Genomic DNA, 23,030 nt, shown 5'->3' with positions numbered 1-23,030 from the left:
CTACCCCGGAAACAGCCCCATCAACTGCGCCAGGGCGCCGCGCACCGCCGCGCGCTGGTCTTTGTCCGGCGACATGCCGATCCGCACCACCGTCAGCCGCTGCGACGGGGAGATCAATATATATTGCCCATTATGGCCGACGCAGCCGAACAGGCTGTCAGGCGCGCGGCCCGGCATCAGCGCGCTTTCGCTACTGTCCCGGTTGAGCCACAGATGCGCGCCATAGGCCGGATTGCGCGGCGATGGCGTGCGCATGAAGTCGACCCATTTTTCCGGTAAAATCTGATGCCCATTGGGCGATCGGCCGTGGTTGCGCAGCAATTCGCCAAAGCGGCCATAGTCGCGCGCGGTCATGTGCAGGATGCTGCCGCCGATCATCGTGCCCGCCGCATCATATTCGGGGGTCAGGCTGGGCAGCTTGCCCGGCGCCTTCAGCCGCCCGTCGATGAACGTCTGCATGGCCCGCCGCCGGATATCGGGATCGGCGCTGCTGGTCAGCATCCGCGTCATCAGGTCCGACAGAATGACGCTGCTGCCGGTCGAATAGGAAAAGACCGCGCCCGGCGCATGGGCGATCGGCTTGGATTCGGCATAGGCGCGCATGTCCTGCGCCCCCTGGGTGAACAGCATTCGCACCGTGTCGCCGCTGGTGATCGGCTCGCCATCCTCGACATGGTCAAGCCCGGACCGCATTTGCAGCAACTGGCGCAGGGTGATCTTGCCCCGCGGATCGCCCGGCTGGCTCCAGGCCGCGACCGGCACCGGCGAATCGAGCGCCAGCCGCCCGTCCGACACCATCAGCCCGACCAGCACCGCGGTCACGCTCTTGGCGATCGACCAGGATAATAATTTGGTGTCGGGCCTGAAGCCGGGGGCGTAGCGTTCCGCGATCACCTGGCCGTCGCGCATGACCAGCAGGGCGCGCGTCTCGCCCATCGCGTCATCCTCGAACAACGGGTCGATCGCGGCGCGCAGCGCGTCCGCGCCCACGACGGCGTCGCTGGCCACGGCATAGACGGGCGCAGGGGCGGGAGCCGCGCGGACGACCAGCGCCCCGGCGACCACGACGCCCGCGGCGCCCAGCGCCAGTCCAAGGCGCTTTACGATTCGGCTATCGATCGGCATAAGCCGCCGCCCTTACGCAACGGAATCGAAAAGGGCCATGGTGGTTCGTCGGAAATGGTGGTTATCGGGCGGCTTGCTCGTTCTGGCGCTGCTCGCGCTCGTCGCGTGGCAATGGACGACGCTCAGCGCGCGCGCGCGCCTGGGCGCGGCCTATGGCGCGCGGATCGGCTGTTCCTGCCGCTATGTCGAAGGCCGCGCCATGGGCAGTTGCGAGGACGATAAGGAACCGGGCATGGAACTGGTGCGCCTGACCGATGTGCCCGACAGCCGCGCCGTGGAAGCCAGCGTGCCTTTGCTTGCCAGCCGCACCGCGCGGTTCAAGCCGGGCTGGGGCTGTCTGCTCGATCCGGTGGGGTGAGGGGGAGGTTTTTGAGGGTCTGGAAATCGGCTAGGAGCGGACCTTGTTTCCCCTCCCGCTGGCGGGAGGGGCATGGCCGTAAACCACCCATCTTCGCCGTCCAAACCCCTAGCCCCGCCACCCCTCACCCGCTAAGGCCCTCCCATGCGGCCCGACATTCCCACGCTTCTCCACGACATATTCGGTTTCACCGCCTTTCGCGGGGTGCAAGAAGCGGTAGTGGGCCGCGTCATGACGGGCCAGCCGACGCTCGCCATCATGCCGACCGGCGCGGGCAAGTCGCTCTGCTACCAGCTTCCGTCCGCCGCGCTCGACGGCTGCTGCGTCGTCGTCTCGCCGCTGATCGCGCTGATGCACGACCAGTTGCGCGCCGCCAATGCCGTGGGCCTGCGCGCCGCCAGCCTGACCAGCGTGGACGCCGACTGGCGCGAGACGCAGGACCGGCTGCGGGGCGGCGATCTCGACCTGCTCTATGTCGCCCCTGAACGCGCCAGCCAGGAACCGTTCCGCAACCTGCTCCGTGCCGCCAAGGTCGCGCTCTTCGCCATCGACGAAGCCCATTGCGTTTCCGAATGGGGCCATGATTTCCGCCCCGACTATCGTCTGTTGCGCCCGCTGCTCGACGAATTTCCCGATGTCCCGCGCCTCGCCCTCACCGCCACCGCCGATGCGCACACGCGCGAAGACATCCTCGTCCAGCTCGGCATCCCGCGCGACGGCCTCATCATCTCCGGCTTCGATCGGCCCAATATCAGCTACGCCGTCCATCCACGCGACGGCCTGACGCGCCAGCTCGCCGATCTTGTCGCCGCCAATCCCGGTCCCGGCATCGTCTATGCCCAGACCCGCGCCGCGACCGAAAAACTGGCCGAAACGCTGGGGAAGGGCGGCCGCGCCGTCCGCGCCTATCATGCCGGCCTCGATCCGGCGGTGCGCGCACGCAATCAGGCCGCCTTCATCGCCAGCGAGGACATGGTGATGGTCGCCACCGTCGCCTTCGGCATGGGCATCGACAAGCCCGACGTGCGCTTCGTCGCTCATGCCGGCCTGCCCAAGTCGATCGAGGGCTATTATCAGGAATCGGGCCGCGCGGGCCGCGATGGCGAACCGGCGGTCGCGCATCTTTTCTGGGGGGCGGAGGATTTCGCCCGCGCCCGGATGCGCATCGCTGAACTGGAACAAAGCCGCCAGCAGGGCGAGCGCGCGCGCATCGCGGCGCTCGGCGCTTTGGTCGAAACCGCCACCTGTAGGCGCGCGATATTGCTGCGCCATTTCGGTGAAAGCCCGTCCGCCACTTGCGGCAATTGCGACAATTGCCTGACGCCCCCGGCCAGTGTCGACGCGACCGAAATCGCGCGCAAATATCTCTCCGCCGTCTATCGCACCGGGCAGAGCTTTGGCGCGGGCCATATCGAAGCGGTGCTGACCGGCGCGGCGAACGACAAGGTGCGTGAGCGGGGCCATGACAGGATTTCGGTGCATGGCATCGTGGCAGGCGACGACACCGCGCTGCTGCGCCCGGTATCGCGCGCGTTGCTGGTCCGCGACGCGCTGGAGACGACCGAGCATGGCGGGCTGATGCTTGGCCCCAACGCCCGGCCGATCCTGCGCGGCGAGGAAGAGGTGCGCATCCTGATGCCGCCCAAGCGCGAACGCGGCAAGCGCAACGCCCGCAATGGGGCGGAGGCCAATCCGGTCGGCGATCCGCTGTTCGACGCGCTGCGCGCCTGCCGCCGCGAACTGGCGCAGGAGTCGGGCGTGCCGCCCTATGTCATCTTCCACGATTCGACCCTGCGCGAAATGGCCGAACAGCGCCCGTCCAGCATCCGCGCGATGAGTCGCATCAGCGGCATCGGCCAGAAGAAGCTCGACGCTTGGGGCGACGCCTTCCTCAGCGCGATCCGACCCTATCTCTGAACCAAATTTCTTGAAAGCGACAAGTTGAGCGCTCATGGCTCACCCAAAGGAGACGCATATCATGTTCCGCAAGCTGACCGACCGCATTCTCGTATCCCCGCAGATCAGCGTCGATCAGGTCGGCGAAGCCAAGGCGCAGGGCGTCACACTCATCATCAACAACCGCCCCGACGACGAGGAGCCGGGCCAGGTCAACGGCGCTGAGATCGAGGCCGCGGCAAAGGCCGCGGGCATCGCCTATCTCGCCGTGCCGGTCGCCCATGGCGGTTTCGCTCCGTGGCAGCTCGACGGCATGGCGCAGGCGCTGGAACAGGCGGGAGACGGCAAGCTGCTGGCCTATTGCCGCTCCGGCACCCGCAGCACGCTGCTCTGGGCGCTGACCCGCGCCCGCGTCGGCGACAATGGCGACGTGCTGGCGGCGCAGGCCGCGGCGGCGGGCTATGACATCGCTCCCGTCCGCCAGATCATGGACGCCCTGGCGCCGCAATAATCGCGCGCGTCACCACAGTACGCCGTCGACCGGCTCCAGCGGCGGCGGGGCAGGCAGGCCGATCGCCTGATTGAGGTCGGCCTCGATCGTGGTGGTGATGCTGGTGAGCGGCAGGTCATGCACGTCGTTGCCGAAGGGATCGACCAGATCGTCGCCGATCTGCAACACCGCCAGGAACATGAAGCCCGCCGCCGCCGACCCGATGGGCGTCGCCATCCCCAGCGTCTCCACCAGCCCGACCGGCAACAATATGCAGAAAAGGCGGGTGAAATATTTGGGAAAGGCGCGATATTGCGCGGGCAGCGGGGTGTTCTTGATCCGCTCCATTCCGCCCTGCGCGTTGGACATGTCCACCAGCAGGGCCTCGATCCGGCTCTGCTGGATGGTGTCGATCCAGCCGCGCCGCACCGCATCCATCACCTGGCGGTCGGACCCGTCCAACATGCCATTGGCCGGATTGCGGCGATCCAGTTCGGGCAGCGGATCGTCCCCCAGTACCCGCCGCATGTCGGGCGCGGGATCTTCCCGCCGCAACTGGCGGCGCAGGGCATGGACATAGGCGACATGGCGCTTCACCAGCACCGTCGCCATCGCCCGCCCTTCGGCCGTGTCGGGCAGATAGGCCAGCACCACGCGCGCGAAGCTGCGCGACACATTGACCATCGCGCCCCACAGGATGCGGCCTTCCCACCAGCGCTGATAGGCGCTGTTGACGCGGAACCCCAGCACCAGCGCCAGCGCCGTGCCGAATATGGTCAGCGGCAGCGCAGGCGCGCGGAAGGGCGAGATATAATAGAAGATGGTGACCGCCAGATCCCAGAAGAACAGCGCGATCAGCGCGCTCCAGGCTTTCTCGAAACTCTGGCGGATGCGGGGGGAGCGTCCAACGATCATGACGTGTCTCTACAGGGCGTCGCCGCGCTCATCGTCCAGTTTTAGCCAGGCATGGCGCAGCGCCAGGCTGCCGACGATGCCCACCACTTTCAGCGTCGCGGAATGGATGGTCGGCGTGGTGTCGACCAGCGCGAAGCCGAGGCAGATCAACCCCAGCAGCATGGCGGCATAGATGGGCAGCGCTTCGATGTCGTTCCAGGCGATTGGCGGATCGGCCTTGGGGTGGCGCAGGCTCAGCATCGACATGGGCGGATACTCCGTGGTGAATTGCGGGAAACGCCTGTAAAATGATGCGCTGCAAAAGCCGTGGTCAACCGTCTGCATCGGACGCAAGCCAAGGTTGCATCACCTGAAGTTCAGCAAGAAAGCGTTACAGAAACGGGCGCAGCCAGAGATGCAGCAATGAAAGCATACTGTCCTGCAACATCAGGTCTATTGCGTCGCAGCATCGCCTCCCTAGCTTCAAGGAATGCCCGATCGCTTTGCCGAAATCGAATCCTTCGTGAAGATCGCCGAATCCGGCACGCTGTCCGAAGCGGCGCGTCGCCTGGGACTCTCGCTCGCGGCGACCAGTCGTCGCCTGTCGCAACTGGAGGCGCGGCTGGGGGTGATGCTGATCCGTCGCAACAGCCGCCACCTGTCGCTGACCGAGGAAGGGTCGCTGCTCTACGACCGGGCGGGGCGGGCGCTAAGTGCGATCGACGATGTGGAAACCGACGTCATGCGCCGCGCGACGGAGGCGACCGGGCTGCTGCGCGTCGTGACGACGATCGGCGCAGCGCGGATGCGTCTCGCGCCGCTGTTCCGCCATTATGCGGCCTTGCATCCCGATGTCGCGATCCATCTGGAAACCGCCGCGCAGGCGACAAACATCGTCGAAACCGGCCATGACATCGCCATCTGTTTCGATCCGCCGCCCGATTCCGCCCTTACCATGAAGCGGCTGACCGACAATCCGCGACTGCTGTGCGCCGCGCCCGCCTATCTCAACCGGCGCGGGCATCCTGGCGCCGTCGGCGACCTGTCGGTCCATGACAATATCGTGGTGGGCGAGGCGCAGCAGGAGCTATGGCGCTCCGTCGTCGGCAGCGGCAATGGGCCACGGGTGACCCTCAGCACCAATGATGGCGACATGGCGCGCGCCTGGGCGCTGGACGGCGCGGGCATCGTCATCAAGTCGCTCTGGGAAGTGGCGGATGATCTGGATGCGGGCCGGTTGCAGCAATTGCTGCCGGATGTCGCGCTGCCCGCCGCCTCGATCGTCGCGCTCTATGTGCCGGGGCAGGGGGAGACGGCCAAGGTCCGCTCCTGCCTCGACTTCCTGTCCCGCCACCTCAAGAAAGGGTGGCCCGTCTCGCCCGCCGACAGGGCTACACCCGCCTGAACGGGAAGGGCGCCACGGTGCGCTCATAGCTGTGCAGGTCGAGCGCGCGCGTGACCGGCGGCAGCGCGCGGTCGGGGCAGGCGCGGCGCTCGCATAATGGACATGTCGGGCCGACCCCTGTCGCCGCGTCGCGCTCCACGTCGATGCCGTCGGCGTGGACGATCTTGCCCGCATGTTTCGCCTCGCACCCCAGGGCGATCACCGACCGGCCACGCGCTGCGCCGGGCGGCAGGCCGACCGCCAGCGTCAGGAAGCGCTTGCCGTCCAGAGTCTCGATCAACTGCGGTGCGACCCGATCCGCCTCCTGCGCGCCATGCGCGTCCCAGCGCGGGCAGGTGCCGCCATAGCGGGCGAAGGGCCAAGCCTCGCCATCGAACCGCTTGGATATGATCCCGGCCCGGTCGACCTTCGCCATGAAGAAGGGGATGCCCCGCGCGCCGGTGCGATTGAGGCTGGTCAGGCGATGCGCCAGTTGCTCGGTCGACACCCCGAACCTGTCGCGCAACAGGGGCAGGTCGTGCCGGCTCTGCTCGGCCGCCTGCCGGAAACGGTCATAGGGCATGATGAGCGCCGCGGCGGCATAGTTGGTGAGCGCCATGCTGGCCAAACGGCGGCTGTCCTCATCCGGCGGCGCGGCGCGGGCTATCTGGGCGGCGATCGCGTCCGCCAGTTCCTGCGCGCACAGATGATAGGCGATGGCGAACAGGCGGCCTGACATGGGCAGTCGCTCGTTCAGCATCACCCGCCGCCGGTGCATGTCATAATGGCGCAATGTCCCGTCCAACACATCGCCACGCACTACCAGGCACGCCATGCCGTGCCGATCCTTTAACCGCGCACGCAATTCCGCCTGCAGTAAATTGGGATCGTCAGGCAGGGCTATGGCGATCTCCTCCGCTCCCGCATCGATCTCGGCGAAATGATTGCCCGCCCGCGCGATCATCTCGCGCAGCCAGTCGACCGGCGCGACCAGCGGTGTGGGCGCTCTGTCGCCGCGGGCCAGCGCCTCGCCCGGCATCCGCCGCAGGTCACTCAGCGCGCGATAGAAGCGGGCGATCGCCTCGCTGACGCCGGGATAATTTTCCGCGACCTCCAGCACCTCGTCACGGGCGATGCCAATGTCGCGCACCAGCGCGTCGGACAGGATTTCATTTAGTTCGCCGGGGCCGCCCTCCTGCGCCTGGGTCGTGAAATCGCGAATATCGATGTCATAGGTATTGGCCAGACGCAGCAGCATCTGCGCGGTCAGCGGGCGCTGGTTGCGTTCCAGATGGTTGAGGTAACTGGGGGATACGCCCAGTTCCTCCGCCATTTGCGTCTGGTTCAGCCCCAATTCGCGGCGGAGCACGCGCAGCTTGGGGCCAAGATAGAGTTTGCGGTCGGTCATCTCTGCCATTTGGTCATAATGTCATAAAATGACAATATGACCAAATCAGTTTATGACTTGCGGCCACTCATCGGCCTTATAAAATGCGATTCACCTGTCTAACTCGGTGTTCATCAGCCCAACGGGCGCAGCGCGAAGGACCAGGATATGACCACCGACACGATCGAACAGACCCGCGAGCCGACCCGTTCGCGCGCCGTTTTCAGCCAGGAGGATTTCGGCCTCATCCGCACCGCCATCGCCCATTATCTGCGCGAGGTTCAGGATCAGCCGGAATCGGTCAAATATGCCAATCTATACCATCGCCTCGGCCGGGTCGCGTAACCAGCCGCACCGGCGAAACGACAAAGGGCGCGGGATCATTCCCGCGCCCTTTTGCCTGTCTACTGAACACGCCTCGTCAAAAAAACCGGGTGAGCCAGTAGAATAGCGCCCCGATCGCCGCGCTGGCGGGCAGGGTGACGACCCAGGCGACGATGATGCTCGACGCCACGTTCCACCGCACCGCCGACAACCGCCGCGACGCGCCCACGCCAACGATCGCGCCGGTGATGGTGTGGGTGGTCGACACCGGAATGCCCAGATGGGTTGCCATGAACAAAGTGATCGCGCCGCCGGTTTCCGCGCAAAAGCCCTGGGCCGGGGTCAGGCGCGTGATCTTCGATCCCATGGTGTGGACGATCTTCCACCCGCCCAACAAAGTGCCCAGGCCCATCGCCGCCTGGCAGCTCAGCACCACCCACAGCGGGACATGGAAACCGCCGGTCAGCATCCCCTGCGAATAGAGCAGGACGGCGATGATCCCCATCGTCTTCTGCGCGTCATTGCCGCCATGTCCCAGCGAATAGAGCGAGGCGGAGACGAGTTGCAGCTTGCGGAACACGCCATCCGCGCCCTGCGGCGTGAAACGGCGGAAAACCCAGCTAATGATCAAAACCAGCATCAGCGCCAGGAACAGGCCGACGGCGGGCGAGATCACGATAGCCGCGCTGGTCTTGAACACCCCGCTCCACACCACTGCGCCCAGCCCCGCCTTGGCGGTGCCCGCGCCCAGCAGCCCGCCGATCAGCGCATGGCTGGACGAGGACGGGATGCCCAGCCCCCAGGTGATGAGGTTCCAGGCGATCGCCCCCATCAACGCGCCGAAAATGACCTGCGGGTCGATGATGCTGGCGTCCACGATCCCCTTGCCCACCGTTTCGGCCACATGCAGCCCGAAGAAGAGGAAGGCGATGAAGTTGAAGAAGGCGGCCCAGGCGACCGCATATTGCGGCTTCAATACGCGGGTCGATACGATGGTCGCGATCGAGTTAGCGGCGTCGTGCAGGCCGTTCAGGAAATCGAACAGCAGGGCGACACCGATCAGCGCGATCAGCAGGGGGAGGGCGATGGGGTCCATGAAACTGTTGCGTGATCAGGCGTGGTCTATGACCAGGCCGGAAATCTCGTTGGCGACATCCTCGAACCGGTCGGTCACTTTTTCCAGATGGCTGTAAATCTCGTTGCCGACGATGAAGTCCATAGTGTTGCCCGCCTGGGCTTGTTGAAACAGCGCCTTCAGCCCGGCTTCGTGCAATATGTCGGCATGACCCTCCAGCTTCACCAGCCGCTCGGTCAAATCGTGCAACCGCGTGGAATTCAGGTTGAGCGAGCGCAGCAGCGGCATCGCCTCCGCGGTGATGCGCGCGCATTCCACGATCAGCGCGCTCATATCCTGCATCTGCGGCGCGAAGGTCTTGACCTCATACAGCGCGATCGCCTTTGCGGTCTGGTTCATCTGGTCGATCGCGTCGTCCATCACGCCGATCAGGCCGGTGATGGCGCTGCGGTCGAACGGGGTGACGAAGATGCGGCGGACATCCTGCAGCACGTCGCGGATGATGTCGTCCGCCTCATGCTCGCGGTCGGAAATTTCCTTGATATGCGCCGCCATGTCGGGGCCGCCCTTCAACAGCTTGGCCAGCGCGTCGGCGCCAAACACCAGGGTGGCGGCATGATCCTCGAATTGTTCGAAGAACCGCCCCTGCTTGGGCATCAGCGCGTGAAACCAGCGGAGCATTCCAGTCCTTTCATTCTGTCTGTCGCGGATCGCCAGCAGCAGCCGCAGGAACCAGCCCGGATCGGCGGGCGGTTCGCGGAAGGCCGCGATGATCGATTGCAGGTCGGGTTCGTCGACCGCTTTTGCGGCTTCGGCGACGGGGAACCAGCGCAGCTCCCTTTGGCCCTGTTCGGGCCATTGCGTCAGGTGGCCGGTGACCGCAAGCGGAAAAACCTCGACCGTGGCCTCGCGCGACCCGCCCTTGCGCTTGCGCTTGTCATAGCTGTAGCGGCCCAGCGGCGCGGGGCAGGCGATGCCGTGGATGCCGGCTTCTTCATAGGCTTCCAGTTCGGCGGCGCGGTGCCCGGCCAGCCCCTTGATGCGATTGCCCTTGGGGATCACCCAGCGTCGCGTCTCGCGCGATGTGATCAGCAGGATTTGCATCGATCCGTCGGCGGCGGTGCTATAGGGCAAGGCGGCGATCTGGCGCATCAGCCGACCCTCCTTGGGGTCATGCCCTGCTCAATACTTTTGCCCACCGCGCGTTCCATGCGCGCCTTGTAACGATATTGTCACATTTCGCAATCGGCCCTGGCGCGACATGCGCAGGGGCCGATGCAATTGGGCCGATTGGTGGGTCAGATAGACAGGCGCGCGGTCACGCGGATGTCACGGCCGGGCAGCGGCGCATAATCTTTGAGGAAACTCGCCGCGCGGCGCGCTTCGACATCGAAGATATTGTTCGCCGACAGCGTCAGCGTGGTGCGGTCATTGCCCTTCAGCGGCTTCCAAGACACCGACGCATTGACCAGCGTGAAACCGTCCGTGTCGGTTTCGCGAACAGCGGTGCGGTTCTGGGCGAAACTATGCTCCACCTCGCCGCGCAGGCTCAGCCGGTCGCCCTGCGCTTCCAGCCCGGCCAGCAGGCGCAGCGGGGGAATACGTGGCGCTGGGCCATTGCCCTTGATCGTGGCGCGAACATAGTCGGCCACGCCGTCCAGATTGATCGCATAGCCGCCGACCTGCGCCAGTTTAACTGTGGTTTCCGCCTCGAAGCCCAGATAGCGGGCGTCCGCCTGATTATATTGATAGCAGGGGAATTCCAGTGCCGCGCCGCCATTCACCGCCATGCAGGCGCTGTCGTCGACCAGCGCGTCGTAGATATAGCCGCTGAACCAGTTGTGATAGGCGGACAGGGCTATGGTGTAGCCCTCGCCCTGTCCGCGCAGCGTGCCTTCGACGCCCCAGCTTTTTTCCTTGCCGAAATTGGGATTGCCCACTTCGAACGCCTGCGTGCCGGCATGATTACCGCGCGCGAACAGCTCTTCGGCCGACGGCGCGCGCTCGGTACGCGACAGGTTCAGGCCCAGCCGCCAGCCCGGCGCGAGTTCATGGCTCGCGCCGATCGACCCGGACACGGTGTCGAAGCTGCGGTCATAGGAGGGGTTGAACAGCGTCGCGTCGGCGTCCGCGCTGACGTCGGTATGTTCAAAGCGCCCGCCGACCTCGACCCGCGTCGATCCCAGGTCGATCGATTGCAGCGTGAAAATGCCCAACTGGTCCGTCTGGTTGCGCGGCAGGAATTTCTCTTCGCCCACGACATAGAATTTGCGGGTGAAAAATTGCGCGCCGACTGCGCCGTCCCATCCGCCGCGCTTGGCCTGGACCAGTTCCAGCCGCGATTCCATCGACTGATTGTAGAAGGTCGTGCCGACCTCGCCCGTATCCTCGATCTCCTGATGCTGGTAATCGGCGAAACCCGCGCGGAACCGGATCGATTCCAGCAGGCTGCCATTGACCGGCAATTCCGCGCGCATATCGACACGGTCCTGCTTCATGTGCAGGCGTACCTGCTCCGCCTCGTCGCCCGCTTCCGTCGCATAACGCACCGGCACGCCATAGAAATTGTCGGTATGCGCGACCGAAAAGCCCAGATTGCCGCCATCGGTGATCAGCGCCGCGCCGCCCGCAACCTCCCATGTCTCGGCCGCGCTGTTAGGCAGCTTGCCGCGCAGGGTCGACAGCCCTTCGATCTCCGGATCGCCGCTCGCCGCGGCCTGCGCGCGCAGCGCCGGGGTCAGGATATAGCTGCCTGTGTCGAGATTGCCGGTCTTGGTATAGCTGCCGTCGAAATGGACGACGAACTTGTCGCTTAGAGGGACTTCGATTTCGCCCGATCCGGTGCGCTCGTTCGACGCGCTGCCATAGGTGCCGATCGCGTCGATATGGACCGGCTCGTCGGGCACGCGGCGCGGGATGCGGCTGTCGATCACATTGACCACGCCGCCGATCGCCGACGATCCGTAGAGCAGCGCCGCGGGGCCGCGCAGCACTTCGATCCGGTCGGCGGTCAGCGGGTTGATCGCCACGGCATGGTCGACCGAGGTGTTGGACACGTCGAAACTGCCGATGCCGTCGGTCAGGATGCGCACCCGCTCCCCCTGAAAGCCGCGCAGCACCGGGCGCGACGCATTGGGGCCGAAGGAGGTGGCCGACACGCCCGGCTGGCGCGCCAGCGTCTCGCCGATGGTGGAGCGCAGTTCGCGCGTCAGCTTCTGCCCGGTGATGACCGACGTGCCCGACAAAATGTCGCCCTGCTTGCGCGGAATGATCGCGGTGACAACGATATTGGCCTGCGCGTCATGATAGGCCCCTTGGTCGCTGGCGTCGCCTGCGTCCGGGGTCGGCGTGGTCTGGGCAAGAGCGGGCATGGCAAGGCACAGCGCGGTAACGGCGCAGCCTGCGCGCAGCATCGGAAAGCGGGACATGAGGATCAACCCTTTGGTTCTGGTCTATGTGATCCTGTATCTAGGATGATACATCATATCAAGATCGTCTCGCCGCATTTTTGCTGCGACGCGACATTATTACGCTTGATTAGAGGAAGAGAAATTCCGCCAACGCCTCGACCGCGGGCTTTTCCGCCGCGCGCGGCGCTATAGCCTGGCGAATCTCGACCGCGGGCAGGGGAATGTCCAGCGCCAGCCGCTTGATCCCGCTCATCCGGCCCAGGTCGCGGGCCAATGTCCCGAACGCTGCGAAACAGCCCGCGCCATCGCGCAATGCGGCGATGATCTCGAACATATTGTCGCTTTCCAGCAGCGGCATCACGTTGCGCACCCGGCCCTTGGCCAACGCCGCATCGATGATGTCGCGCATCCCGCTGCGCGTTTCCAGCGACAGCATCGGCGTCATGGACAGGTCGGCGCGGCTCACGCTGTCGGCCCGTGCCAGGGGATGGCCGCTATCGGCATAGAGGTTGAGCGGCTCCGACCAGCCATAGCGGGACTTGAGGTCGGCCGGCTCCTCCAGCGCGTAGAAATAGGCGATGTCCGCCCGCCGATCGGCCAGCGCCACCGCCGCGTCCTGCGCGGTGTGGACGTGCAGGTCCAGCGTGATCGCGATATCCTCGTTCGCCGCTTCGAACGCGGCCAGCGCATCCTGAAAATGGCCGAAGACGGGCGGCGGCGCGGCCAAGGTGATGACCTGGCGGGGCGGACCATCCGGCACAGCCGGTGACGGGATAAAGGGCGCGGCCGGTTGGAGCAGCGATGGCGGGATGGGTGCGGGGGCCGCCGCCGGCTTTTCCACTGGCGCGGGCCGATCTTCGCTCAGCAGCGTCATCGCTTGCGCCGTTTTGCGCCCCGCCGGCGTCAGCCGCGCTTCGCCATTCAGATCCTCGAACAGGCGATAGCCCAGCCGCATCTCCAGCGACGCCAGGTCGCGCAGCACCTGCTCCACCCCGACGCCCAGCGCATCGGCGCAGCGCGCGACGCCGCCCGCCGCCACCATCTGCGCGAATATGTCCAATTGGCGCAGGGAAGGGCTGTCCATCGCCTGGTGATAGAGGAAATATCGCAGGGGGTTAAGGACGATCTTCGCAACGTCATGCAATGGACTGTTGACGAGCGCCACCTGATGATGGCAGGGCGACCGCCTGCCGGGCGGGTATAGCTCAATGGTAGAGCACTAGCCTTCCAAGCTCTGCATAATCCAGCGTCTCCGGGCACTCCGGTGTAAAACGGCGAAAATTCCTGGCCTTTCTGATCAATAGCTTACGGCCGGCCTGTAAACCACGCCGCCCGATTTCCAACCGGGTTCTGCGATCGGACAGATGCGCGCCATTGCCACCGTCGCGAGCTGGGCAGCGGCGCGGGCATTGTCGCAAGTCACGACATTATGCGCGCACCCGGTGAGCAGGAGGAGGGTGATGGGGAGGAGACGGGTCATCACTTCGGCTCCGGCGCGGGCGGATCAGAGGCAGGCGCGTTCGCCAGGCTCTGGCCCATCCGATCGACGCTGCGCTGGGTGCCGCGCTCCTTGATCGTGCTGATGATGCCCTGAAGCACCAGCAGGCACGCCGCGACGTCCCAGCCGGTGACGCCCTTGTCGATCACCTTGCCGAGCAGCCATATGACGCCGATCGCGATCAGCGCGAAAAGCAGGTTATCGCCGGCATGGTCCGACGGCTTCGGGATGGAGGGCAGTTTCATACCCGCCCCGCATACAATTCAGCTTCGGCGGCCCGGCGGCGTATCAGGCCGTTGGACACCTTGCCATCATTCTTGTTCCAGCGGGCAAACTCAGCCCGCGCGCCCGCGAAGTCGCCCGCGCGATGCTTCTTCAGGAGAGTGCTGCCACCCAAACCGGCTGCACCTTCGCCGACATTATAGGCGAACGACACCAGCGCATCGAACTGCGCTTGCGTGGTCGGATAGCCCGCGACCAGCTTGTTCACCGCCGCGACGAAACGCTTCTGATCGCGCAGCCAGAGGCGATCAGCCTTCCCTCGCGTCCAGACGGCGCCCAGTTTGATCGGCTTGCCATCCTCATCGACAGTCGTCCCCCAGCCGTTGGTGACGGGGAGTCCGTTCTTGCTGTCAGGATCGGGATAGGCGACCAGGCGCAGGCTCTCGAAGCTGTGGATCAGCGCTGCGCCGGCCGCGCCGATCTGCCAGTCTCCCTTTGCCAGCGGCGGCTGCCCGATTACAGCATTGATCGCGTCAACGTCTGCCTGCGTCAGTGCAGCGCCCTTGCGCTCGCGGATCAGGTCGAAAAGGCCCTTGTCAGTCACCGCAGCCTCCCTTGCTTTAACTGCAACTGGTTGGCGCGCTCATGGCGCCAGTGCCGCGTCGTGCGGCCGATGAAATAAAGCAGCACCCCAATCGAGAAGAGCGTGGTCGCCCAGCCGTCGAAGGGGCTGCGCTGCCCATTCCAGATGACGGTCACCGTCAGCATGGAGCAGCCTGCCGCGACACTCATGCCGGCGCGCTCCCAGCCGTTGAACAGGCCCGGAAAGCGGACCAGCTTCCAGACGAGGATAAGCGTGATCGCCACCCTCGCCAGCGAGTTGAGGATGTCCCAGACGATCATTGCGCGTCTCCTGCGCCGATAAGCCGCTCCAGACGTTGGATGAGCCAAGGGAGCAGGACGTGCGCCCCGATGGCGAACAGATAGGTCAGGGCCACCGTGCCGCGCGCGTCGCTCTCATCCACACCGATGAACTGGTGAGCGGCCCAGGGTGTGACGAAGATGGCGAAGGTGGCGCCCATCAGGACGGTCATTGCCATCTTCGCCTTGGTCATGGTCCGCCAGCGCCGGGCACCGAGCGACGACACCGCACCGGCCAGCGCGGCCAGCGGGATGTAGAGATACCGCACCAGCAGGTCTTCATGGTTCATTGGAGGCGCTCCTGGCTGCATGACGGGATCATCGCCAACCGTCAGACAGTAAGGCCGTAGACCGCCGCCAACGATTCGATCAGCGCGTTGCGACGCGTGTTCGCCGCTGCGTTGGCATCGGTCGAATACATTTCGGCGTCGCGGACGATAGTGGCCGCTTCGATCATGCCGCTGAAGTGATGTTCAGGCGTGCCGGTGCCCGGCCGGCCGCCGACATAGAAGCCAGGCGCGTTGGCATCGTTTTTCAAATTTTCGACCATGGTGCCTAGCAGCGTCTTGCCGAGGAAGGCCGCCAGCCGCGTCCGGGCGGCATCATAGTGGACGGTCAGCAGCGACCGCTGACTATGGGGTATGGCGCCGAGCAGATTGAAGCCCCCGGCCGCCCCATGGCGCCAACGCAGATCCAACGGCGTATCGGCCGCCGCCTGCGCCAGCCAGCTCGTGAGATATTCGCCATTGGGATTTTCATAGGCCAGCGCGCGGATGCTAGTGACGCCGCCGTTCGCTGGGTTGATGACAAAGCACGCGGTATAGGTGGGGGGCAGGACATAGGTCGGCAGCGCCAGGCGCTGACCATTGCCCACATCGGCAAAGACGAAACCGATATTGTCCTTCGTGCCGCCCGACGGGCCGCGGGTGATGCCGCCGTCGACGGAACCCGCGACGCCATTGACCCGCTCGCGCAGTGCGGTGGTGGACCCCGAAACGAGGGCCTTGCCGTCCAGCCACAAATCAAGATCAGGAAAGTTGACCAAGTCGATTTCGGCCTGGGTGATGTCGAGATACTGACCTCCTTTTGCACCTGAGGAACGGGTGATGAGGCTGTTGCCGCGGGTAGGGGTAAGTGTCATGATGAAGTCCTTTGGTTAGGCGGAAACGGAGACGTTGAGTTCTTGTTGCTGCGCCCAAAGGAACAGCGGCCGGCCGGTCGTGTGCGACCAGTATCGTCGGAGCGAGCGGATGCAGGAGCGCAGGCCGTAGAGGCGACCCATGCCGTCGCGGTTGGCCAGCGCGGGATATTTCTTAGCGCCGTGGCACGCGATCGAGACAACCTCCCCCGCGCCGGTCGCACCCGACACGCGAAAGGTGATGATGTTGCCATCGACCTTGACCGCGCTGACGGTGCGTGACGCGGTGCTGTCGCGATAGCTGATCCCGAAATTGCCCGGATCGGCGACGCCCTTGGTATCGGTCGTTACCACCTCCGACATGGTGACGGTCACCAGCGTGCCGGTGCGGCGTGCGGATACCATGCGAGGCGTGCGCGACTGGCTGGAAGTCGCAAACTCCCAGAGCAGATGGCCGCTAAGCTCATCGATATGACGATGGCCCTGCGCCCGGTGATGGACGGTGGCGACATCATCCATCGACGTCCAGTAGAGCGGCAGCGCGACCGCCTGGTTGGATTGGACCGCCGCCCATTCCGAGATTGCCAGTGCAGGCGGGTGCACCAGTCCGGTGTCTTGATCGACCGTGGAGGCCGGCTGGGCTGCGACGATTGGGATCGGCACCGTCTGACCAGTGATTGTCAGAAGCTGATCGACCGAGTTACGAAGGATGCCAAGCCGGGCAGCATATGTCGCCTTGGTATCATTGTCGTTTGACTCGCCTTGGTTCCAGATGAAACCGGCGACGATGGGGGTAAGCCCCTGAGCCTGAGCCAAAGACACTGCGGAGGCGACCATCGCCTTGATATCAGTCCAAGGCTGCGCATCAGCACCAGCCGATGTCCTCACCAGCGCATTGAAGGTCGAACCCGAAAAGCTGTTATTGATGAGCAGAACCTTGGCACCGCTCGCCATGGCGAAGACCTCGGCAGCGCCCAGCCCTTGCCCCTCGCGTTCGCCAACCTTCATGTCGATGAAGCTGGTGAAACCTGCCGGATCGGCCGGGGTCGCGACGTCGCCTGAGCCGCCTGCCGTCTGATGCGGGTGCGGCCCATTGTTGAAGGTTAGGCATTGGCCGGGCATCGACGGAACCAACGTGAATTTCGTGTTGGGCGAAGATCCATCTGACGCGCCGTCATAGCCCCCAGCGTTGGACTGACCATGCTTGATGATGATGTAGAGGATAGTTGAAGCGAGCATCTGCTCTCGCCAGCCAATGATGCCGATCGGATAGTCGGGGTCCGGCCCCTTCACGCGCATCAGGCCCGGAGACAGCGCGCCCAGCGGGGTGAAGTCGCCCTGCTGCGACAGGGTGACGATCCGGCGAGTCGGCCACAGCGTGCCGGGATCGACGTCGAAGACGGCGAGCTGCTTGCAGTTGAACATGGTTTCGCCCGCAGGATCGGCTGCCGCCTGCGCCGCCGCGCCCGGGTCATAGGGGACGCCATCGAACTGGCCGCGCAGCACTTCGCCGTCCGGCGTCTGCTCGGTCGGCAGGATGCCGTTGCTGATCGGGGTGCGCAGCGTTGGCTCCGACGTCATCGCGCCCAGCACGAACTTGCCGGCTGCGTCCACCGCCAGCGGCGATGCCTTGTCCTGATCGATCATCACCGGCGCGCGGCCGAACGTGACGGGCGTGCGCTGCGATCCAGGGCGGGCGAACCGGCCGTCAATCCCCTCGGCCGTCAGGGTCAGGTCGGCAAGGCCCTTTTCATCCGCTTGCAGTGCCAGGCGGCCATAGGTGACCGGGTAGCGTGCGCCCTCGATCAGATCGCGATCCAGATCGGCCTGCTGCTCTGCCGTGTATGCGCGAACCTCCAAACCGGTCGCCCGGCCATCGAGCGCGGCGGTCTGTTCTGCCAGCGCGGCGGTTTCGTCGGCGCGGATCGATGCTTCCGCCGCGACGCTGTCAGCAAGCGCGGCCTCCGCGTCCGAAGCGCGCTGGACCTCATCGGAGATATCGGCGCTGAGAGCACTCACCGCACCCGCGCGCGTCGCGGCCTCCGCATCGATGTCGCCGGCAAGAGCATTCTCTGCGCCCTGTGCGCGGGTGACCTCGCCGGACAGGCCGTCTTCGACGTCGTCCACCCTGCCGCCCAGCGCGGTGACCGATGACGCCGAAGCCTTGCTGCCGACAGCGGCGGCAAGCGCGTCTTCAGCGGCCAAAGCGCGGGTGCGCTCGGCGGCGATCTGGGCGCTGTACGGGTAGAGCCGGATATACTTCATAGGACGGTCACTCCGGGCGAGACGGTAAAGGTGCCCGCCATGGCGAGCGGTTCGAGCGGGGAAGGGCGGTCAATCAGCAGGTCGTAGACGAAGACGTCGGGCTGGTTCGGCTCTGTCCCGTTCGCAGGTCCGCCGGGCAGCGCCGTCAGATCGGCCTTGGGGATGAAGATACGAATGAGGCCGTTCGCGGCGTCGGTCACACGGATGCCAAGAATGTCGCTGGTCACCTGGGGCAGGCTGATGAGCGCAGCGCCGGGCTGCGCGCCATATAGCCGCACCTCCATCTTGAGCGTGCAGCCGGTCAGGTTGAGCGGGCCGTCATCCTCGTCCAGAAATCCATAGTCTTCGCGCAGATCAAGGTTGCGCGCCGCGGTGAGCGGCACGGTGGGCGTGTCCATCAGGCTTCCTTTGCTGTGATGATCGAAGGCTGGCGCCCTCAGACCTTTTCCACCTTGCGGATAATCGCGCGGCTCAGATTGGTCGGCACGGTGGCGTTGCCGCCGCTGACGGTAGTGGCGACGTCCTGGGTAGAGCCGTCGTCAAAGGTATAGCGGACCGTGATCGCGCCATCAGGGACGTTGCGCGATGCCCAGGACAGGACAAGCGCATCAGCCGCCCGCGTGGCGACGGTGCCACTCGTCTTGATAGGCGAGGTCGCCTTGCTGCCCAACTCGCGCTGGAGCAGGGCGATCCGGAGCGTGAAGTTGATGGCCGCACCGATCGCCGACCAGTTGTAGCGCATAACCTGCCGCGCCGAGGTGGACGTGAGCGTGCGGGTGTTAGTGTAGCGGCTCAACGTCGAGGTCAAACCGGATAGAAGGGTTCCGCCTGCTTCACTACCTGCGCGCAGCTGGATGTTGGCCACATTGGAGAAGGAGCCAGCGATCAGGGCAAGGTAGAGGCTGTTCGTCCATGTCTGACCTGCGCTGGCCGCTGAGCCAGCATTATCAGGGCGAAGGGTTAGCACCGACGTGGCTGTTGCGGTGCCGGAAAACTGAATGTCGATGACGTCGAAGCCTGCGATCGTGGTGATGGCCTTCACTTCAACCGTGACGCCAGCACCGCCCTCCGGCATCGTCCAGCCGGTCGGAAGCGCGCCGCCCGATCCGATGACGCCGACAACCGCGCCGGAAGTGCCGTTATTCGTTACCTCGTTAGAAGCCGATGGTTCGACCGACACGCCCAGCACCGCGTGAGTGGTCGGGTGATATTCGATGGCCGCCGTGTCCACGGCCACGCTCTGGAGCGAACCGCTGGAGTTGATCCGGTTCTTGGTCGACGCGCGGGCGATGGTTGCGCCGCTGGGCAGGCTGGCAGAGCCGAAGTCGAAGCCGCCGACATTTACGGCCAGCGGGCCAGTAGGATCGGAGCCTATGCCATCCGCCGTATAAGCCACCGCCCAATAGAAGCGCGGCCCGGCAACCATGTCGATCTCTTGCACCTGGCGGACTGCGCCGGGCGCGTCCACGATCTGGGGCGTGATCGGCACGGCGTCGGCAAAGTTGGCGGTATTGGCCGCGAAGAAGACCATATATTGGAACAGGTCGGTGGTCGGCGCGCGCGCGGAAATGGTCGCAGTCGTGGTCGTGGTCGCAACCAGCGTCAGCAGCGTTGGCTGTTCCATGCTGAAAGGCGCGGGCGAAGTGCTGTCCGTCATGGGCGCAGGCGTCCCGACGCGGGTGAGCGCCCATTCATGCTTCGTCGGCGTCTCGGTCCTAAGGGTCAGCGTGACAGTGCATGTCGACGGGTCGATCTGGCGCTTGAGGACAATGACGTCCTTGCCAGCAATATTGCCGAACGCCGGGTGATCCTCGATCGTCAGGCAGTCGCCGGCCCGGTAGCCAAGGAACCGCAGCTTGAGCGGCAAGACGATCGGTCCAGCCTCGCGCGCATTGGCGATATCATAGCCCGCGAGCTGGGCGACCTGATCCGGGGTTTCGCCGGCCTCGCACTGGACCATGGGATAGGCGACCATCTTGGTACGCTCGCGCCCGTCGGTCGCCCGATAGTCGGTATTGATGACGGTGCCAGCAGGCACTTGCTCCCAGAAATGATCCTCGCTGGTGTAGCGGGGCGTGATGCCGTTGACGCGGTCGCGGATGGACTGTGCCGTGGCGATCGACGCCTGCCCGATGACGTCTTCTATCCCGATGGTGCCGATCGACACGCGGGGCGAATTGACGAAGCATGACAGGATCGCGCCGTAGCGTATCGGCTCGCCGCCGCCCGCCTGGGCGAGCGACTTCATCACCTCCCACTTGTCGTCTGCGGTCGTGACCCGGCCGCCCGACTTCCACGCATTGGCGTCCGCGACATTGGCCGCTTCGACAAAGGCCGGGACGTCGATCGCGCCGATATCCATGCCGACGCCGCCGACGCGGATATTGTTCGGCCCCTGATACCAGCCGATGGCGAAGGTCAGGGCCTGTATCCAGCCGCATTCGCTGTAAACCCACGTTGCCGGGTTATTCCAACGGCAGGCGCCGGAGCCGCCCGGATACGTGCTGTCCTGACGCGGATCATAGCAAAGGACGCCCTCGCCCAGCCAGTTGAAGCGCGGCGTGCTGGTAAGCGTGTGATCGCCCGCCGCGTCATACTCGAAGGTATTGAGGACGGCGGCATAGCCCGACAGCTTGTGCGCCGTCGTCCATGCGGGCGGGGTGCCAACCAACGGGGCCAGATAGCTCGCTTCAGGACAGGCGCCCAACTGCACGCGCTGCCAGATGCGGTCGTGCCCGTCGATCTGGTGGACGCCGGTCAACCCGCCAGAGAAGGAGATCGGCTCCTTTTCCATGTAAGTCTGGCTGATGGCGTGGATCGGCCCGCAACCCGACAGGACGCTGACGATCGTGTCCCACTTGTTCTTGTTGCCATGCTGCTTGCGATAGCGAATGTCGCCGCTCATCAGCGTGCGGCCGAAGACGATCGGAATCGCCGCGTCTGGATCAGCGGACCAACTCGTCTGGACGCCCGACACCTTGGGCTTCTTGGCCGTCATCGCGATAGCGACGTTGAGGCCGAGCGCCAGTCCGCCGGCAATGGCGCTCGCAGCCGCTGCGGTCGCCGCGATGCCGGTCGACATGAGTCCGGCCCCCAGCAGCGATGTACCCCCAGAGGGGATCGCGGCGGCGATGGCAACCACGACGGCGGCGATTTTCAGCACCTTCGCCATCAGACCCTCCAGGCCGCCAGGTATTCAACCGGCTGGATGATGGCTGCGCCGTCGGCATCTTCATGATAGGCCAGCACGCGCCCGTTTCCCACGCAGACGCCAAACGCGCCGAACGGCTCTTCGCCGGGCATCTCGACCACGTCGCCAATGATCGCCTGCGCCGGAATGATGCGAGCATGGGGCATCCATGCGTCCAGACATGCCGCGCCGTTGCCGCCATGGCGGCGCAGGAATCTTTGGAGGCCGATCGCCGTCTTCCAGCTGCCGCCGGGACCAAGCACCGGGCGGCGACCCATTAGCCGCAGGTGCGCAATGACCATCTTGCCGCAGTCATATTCGCCCCATGCGAAAGGGAAGCCTGCGAACCGCTCCACGGTTTTGCGGGTGGCGTCGCGCCGCGCTGACAGGTCCATGTCAGAGGCGGGCGTTCTGGCGATTTTCGATCGCCTGCCGAATAACCGCGACACTGCGCGACGTCTGGATGCCGCCGCTGGGCGGGTTCTGCCCCCAATAGCCGTTGTCCGTCACGCCGGTGCAGTGATCCATGCCAAGCTCCCCCGGCCAGACACGATGATGGAACGCGGGAGACATGACCCGGTCCTCATCATTGAACATGAGCAGTTCCATCTCGCTCACGACGTCCAGTTCGACGGTCGTTTCGCGCAAGCCAAAGCCATGGATCGGCACGTCAATCACGCCCCGGATCGCCACATAGGGATCGCCTATGCACAAGCCCGTCTCATCGTCACGCGCGCCCACCATGACGGTGATCGGCGAATATTGATTATCCGGGTCGGAGATCAGGGCTGTCGCCGCGTCGTCCTGCGGAAAGATCGTGATCGTGGTGCCGGGCGCTTCATCGCCGAAGCCGTCTTCGATTTCCTCGATCGATTCCCATGTGCCGAAGCCTTCCGTCGAACCGGCATAATCCTCGCCGCCCAGGGTGATTTCGGCGGAGCCGTCGAGCAGACGGGCCGTGATGGTGGGCAATTCGACCTTGAGCGCGCCGAACATGGTGACGCGCGCGCCAGCCAGCGCCGCGTCGAGAGCGGGGGACAGGACGGTCATGCTCGGTTCCTAATATGGCGGCGGACAGGCTCGACTCAGCGGCCCGTCCGCCTATCCTCCGGCCTGCGACAACAGGAGGGAATCAAATGGAAGAATTGATCGACCAGATCGAATGCGTGGATCCTGACGGCGGTCACGTAACGGTTTATGTTTATCAGGAAATCATTCCTGCGGGCCATTGGAAGGATCCGAACGCCACCATCAAAGGCATGAAACGTGCGCAGTTAGGGAATGGTCAGCCGGTCAACTATAGAGGTCCAGACAGCTTTGAGACGCTGGATAGGGTTCGGCTTGAGCGGCGATAGCCTCATTTGCTCATATTCCCGCCATCCCGACCGGTGATGGCGGGAGACGATAGCGCGGTCAGGGCGATCAGGGTCGCCCATGATCAACCAGTCACGTT

Annotated in this window: 25 protein-coding genes; 6 read left to right on the top strand and 19 right to left on the bottom strand. The window is 65.0% G+C overall.

The window, feature by feature from the left end; genetic code table 11:
• A complete protein-coding gene (locus V473_RS13900) occupies positions 1-1,125 on the bottom strand; it encodes a serine hydrolase domain-containing protein (RefSeq protein ID WP_066606134.1) in 1,125 nt (374 codons plus the stop codon).
• Between the two features lie 37 nt (positions 1,126-1,162).
• Between V473_RS13900 and V473_RS13895 the strand changes: the two genes are divergently transcribed.
• From V473_RS13895 to V473_RS13885, 3 genes are all read left to right on the top strand, one after another.
• Positions 1,163-1,483: a hypothetical protein gene (locus V473_RS13895; protein ID WP_066606133.1), complete on the top strand. Its 321-nt coding sequence runs from the start codon at positions 1,163-1,165 to the stop codon at positions 1,481-1,483.
• 144 nt (positions 1,484-1,627) lie between these two features.
• Positions 1,628-3,400 carry a DNA helicase RecQ gene (gene recQ / locus V473_RS13890; RefSeq protein WP_066606125.1) on the top strand — a complete coding sequence of 591 codons (1,773 nt, stop codon included), beginning with the start codon at positions 1,628-1,630 and terminating at the stop codon, positions 3,398-3,400.
• Between the two features lie 61 nt (positions 3,401-3,461).
• Positions 3,462-3,890 (top strand): protein tyrosine phosphatase family protein, encoded by a 429-nt coding sequence (locus V473_RS13885; protein WP_066606123.1) that lies wholly within the window; start codon positions 3,462-3,464, stop codon positions 3,888-3,890.
• 9 nt (positions 3,891-3,899) lie between these two features.
• Here the strand turns inward: V473_RS13885 and V473_RS13880 are convergent, their stop codons facing one another.
• Both V473_RS13880 and V473_RS13875 read right to left on the bottom strand, forming a co-directional pair.
• Positions 3,900-4,784: a bestrophin family protein gene (locus V473_RS13880; RefSeq protein ID WP_066606120.1), complete on the bottom strand. Its 885-nt coding sequence runs from the start codon at positions 4,782-4,784 to the stop codon at positions 3,900-3,902.
• A gap of 9 nt (positions 4,785-4,793) precedes the next feature.
• Positions 4,794-5,030 (bottom strand): hypothetical protein, encoded by a 237-nt coding sequence (locus V473_RS13875; RefSeq protein WP_066606118.1) that lies wholly within the window; start codon positions 5,028-5,030, stop codon positions 4,794-4,796.
• 223 nt (positions 5,031-5,253) lie between these two features.
• Here V473_RS13875 and V473_RS13870 point away from each other — a divergent pair, with 223 nt between their 5' ends.
• Entirely contained in the window at positions 5,254-6,168 is a 915-nt protein-coding gene (locus V473_RS13870) for a LysR family transcriptional regulator (RefSeq protein WP_066606115.1), read from the top strand.
• Here V473_RS13870 and V473_RS13865 read toward each other — a convergent pair.
• Complete coding sequence (locus tag V473_RS13865; protein WP_066606112.1) at positions 6,155-7,564, bottom strand: helix-turn-helix domain-containing protein; 1,410 nt, start codon at positions 7,562-7,564, stop codon at positions 6,155-6,157. The two genes, V473_RS13870 and V473_RS13865, sit on opposite strands and share 14 nt — an antisense overlap.
• A 138-nt stretch (positions 7,565-7,702) precedes the next feature.
• Here V473_RS13865 and V473_RS24130 point away from each other — a divergent pair, with 138 nt between their 5' ends.
• Positions 7,703-7,879 carry a hypothetical protein gene (locus V473_RS24130; RefSeq protein WP_165363573.1) on the top strand — a complete coding sequence of 59 codons (177 nt, stop codon included), beginning with the start codon at positions 7,703-7,705 and terminating at the stop codon, positions 7,877-7,879.
• Positions 7,880-7,955: 76 nt separating this feature from the next.
• Here the strand turns inward: V473_RS24130 and V473_RS13860 are convergent, their stop codons facing one another.
• The 15 genes from V473_RS13860 to V473_RS13790 form a co-directional block, all read right to left on the bottom strand.
• Positions 7,956-8,954 carry an inorganic phosphate transporter gene (locus tag V473_RS13860; RefSeq protein WP_066606108.1) on the bottom strand — a complete coding sequence of 333 codons (999 nt, stop codon included), beginning with the start codon at positions 8,952-8,954 and terminating at the stop codon, positions 7,956-7,958.
• A gap of 15 nt (positions 8,955-8,969) precedes the next feature.
• Complete coding sequence (locus tag V473_RS13855) at positions 8,970-10,085, bottom strand: DUF47 family protein (RefSeq protein WP_066606105.1); 1,116 nt, start codon at positions 10,083-10,085, stop codon at positions 8,970-8,972.
• A gap of 146 nt (positions 10,086-10,231) precedes the next feature.
• The gene (locus tag V473_RS13850) at positions 10,232-12,361 is read right to left on the bottom strand and encodes a TonB-dependent receptor (RefSeq protein WP_066607404.1); all 2,130 of its coding nucleotides are present in this window, start codon (positions 12,359-12,361) and stop codon (positions 10,232-10,234) included.
• A gap of 109 nt (positions 12,362-12,470) precedes the next feature.
• A complete protein-coding gene (locus tag V473_RS13845) occupies positions 12,471-13,427 on the bottom strand; it encodes a LysR family transcriptional regulator (RefSeq protein ID WP_066607402.1) in 957 nt (318 codons plus the stop codon).
• 213 nt (positions 13,428-13,640) lie between these two features.
• Entirely contained in the window at positions 13,641-13,823 is a 183-nt protein-coding gene (locus tag V473_RS13840; protein ID WP_066606103.1) for a hypothetical protein, read from the bottom strand.
• Entirely contained in the window at positions 13,823-14,086 is a 264-nt protein-coding gene (locus V473_RS13835; protein ID WP_066606095.1) for a hypothetical protein, read from the bottom strand. The genes V473_RS13840 and V473_RS13835 overlap by 1 nt, the downstream gene beginning before the upstream one ends.
• Positions 14,083-14,667: a lysozyme gene (locus V473_RS13830; RefSeq protein WP_244884424.1), complete on the bottom strand. Its 585-nt coding sequence runs from the start codon at positions 14,665-14,667 to the stop codon at positions 14,083-14,085. The genes V473_RS13835 and V473_RS13830 overlap by 4 nt, the downstream gene beginning before the upstream one ends.
• On the bottom strand, positions 14,664-14,966 hold the full coding sequence (locus V473_RS13825) for a hypothetical protein (protein ID WP_066606093.1): 303 nt from the start codon (positions 14,964-14,966) through the stop codon (positions 14,664-14,666). Before V473_RS13825 ends, V473_RS13830 begins: the two co-directional genes overlap by 4 nt.
• Complete coding sequence (locus V473_RS13820) at positions 14,963-15,274, bottom strand: hypothetical protein (RefSeq protein ID WP_066606091.1); 312 nt, start codon at positions 15,272-15,274, stop codon at positions 14,963-14,965. Before V473_RS13820 ends, V473_RS13825 begins: the two co-directional genes overlap by 4 nt.
• A gap of 41 nt (positions 15,275-15,315) precedes the next feature.
• Positions 15,316-16,125 (bottom strand): hypothetical protein, encoded by an 810-nt coding sequence (locus V473_RS13815; RefSeq protein ID WP_148648412.1) that lies wholly within the window; start codon positions 16,123-16,125, stop codon positions 15,316-15,318.
• Between the two features lie 15 nt (positions 16,126-16,140).
• Positions 16,141-18,387, bottom strand: coding sequence for a hypothetical protein (locus V473_RS13810; RefSeq protein WP_066606083.1), 2,247 nt, complete (start codon positions 18,385-18,387; stop codon positions 16,141-16,143).
• Positions 18,384-18,785 (bottom strand): hypothetical protein, encoded by a 402-nt coding sequence (locus tag V473_RS13805; protein ID WP_066606080.1) that lies wholly within the window; start codon positions 18,783-18,785, stop codon positions 18,384-18,386. The genes V473_RS13810 and V473_RS13805 overlap by 4 nt, the downstream gene beginning before the upstream one ends.
• A gap of 38 nt (positions 18,786-18,823) precedes the next feature.
• Complete coding sequence (locus V473_RS13800) at positions 18,824-21,559, bottom strand: phage tail protein (protein WP_066606077.1); 2,736 nt, start codon at positions 21,557-21,559, stop codon at positions 18,824-18,826.
• Positions 21,559-21,972, bottom strand: a complete 414-nt coding sequence (locus tag V473_RS13795) for a DUF6950 family protein (protein WP_066606075.1) — start codon at positions 21,970-21,972, stop codon at positions 21,559-21,561. The genes V473_RS13800 and V473_RS13795 overlap by 1 nt, the downstream gene beginning before the upstream one ends.
• A 1-nt stretch (position 21,973) precedes the next feature.
• Entirely contained in the window at positions 21,974-22,627 is a 654-nt protein-coding gene (locus tag V473_RS13790) for a hypothetical protein (protein ID WP_066606072.1), read from the bottom strand.
• An 86-nt stretch (positions 22,628-22,713) separates the two neighbouring features.
• Here V473_RS13790 and V473_RS13785 point away from each other — a divergent pair, with 86 nt between their 5' ends.
• Entirely contained in the window at positions 22,714-22,932 is a 219-nt protein-coding gene (locus V473_RS13785) for a hypothetical protein (RefSeq protein WP_066606069.1), read from the top strand.
• Positions 22,933-23,030 lie beyond the last annotated feature (98 nt).

The sequence above is a fragment of the Sphingobium cupriresistens LL01 genome, from assembly GCF_001046645.1.
Lineage (GTDB): Bacteria > Pseudomonadota > Alphaproteobacteria > Sphingomonadales > Sphingomonadaceae > Sphingobium > Sphingobium cupriresistens.
This window is presented reverse-complemented; position numbering and strand designations above follow the sequence as displayed.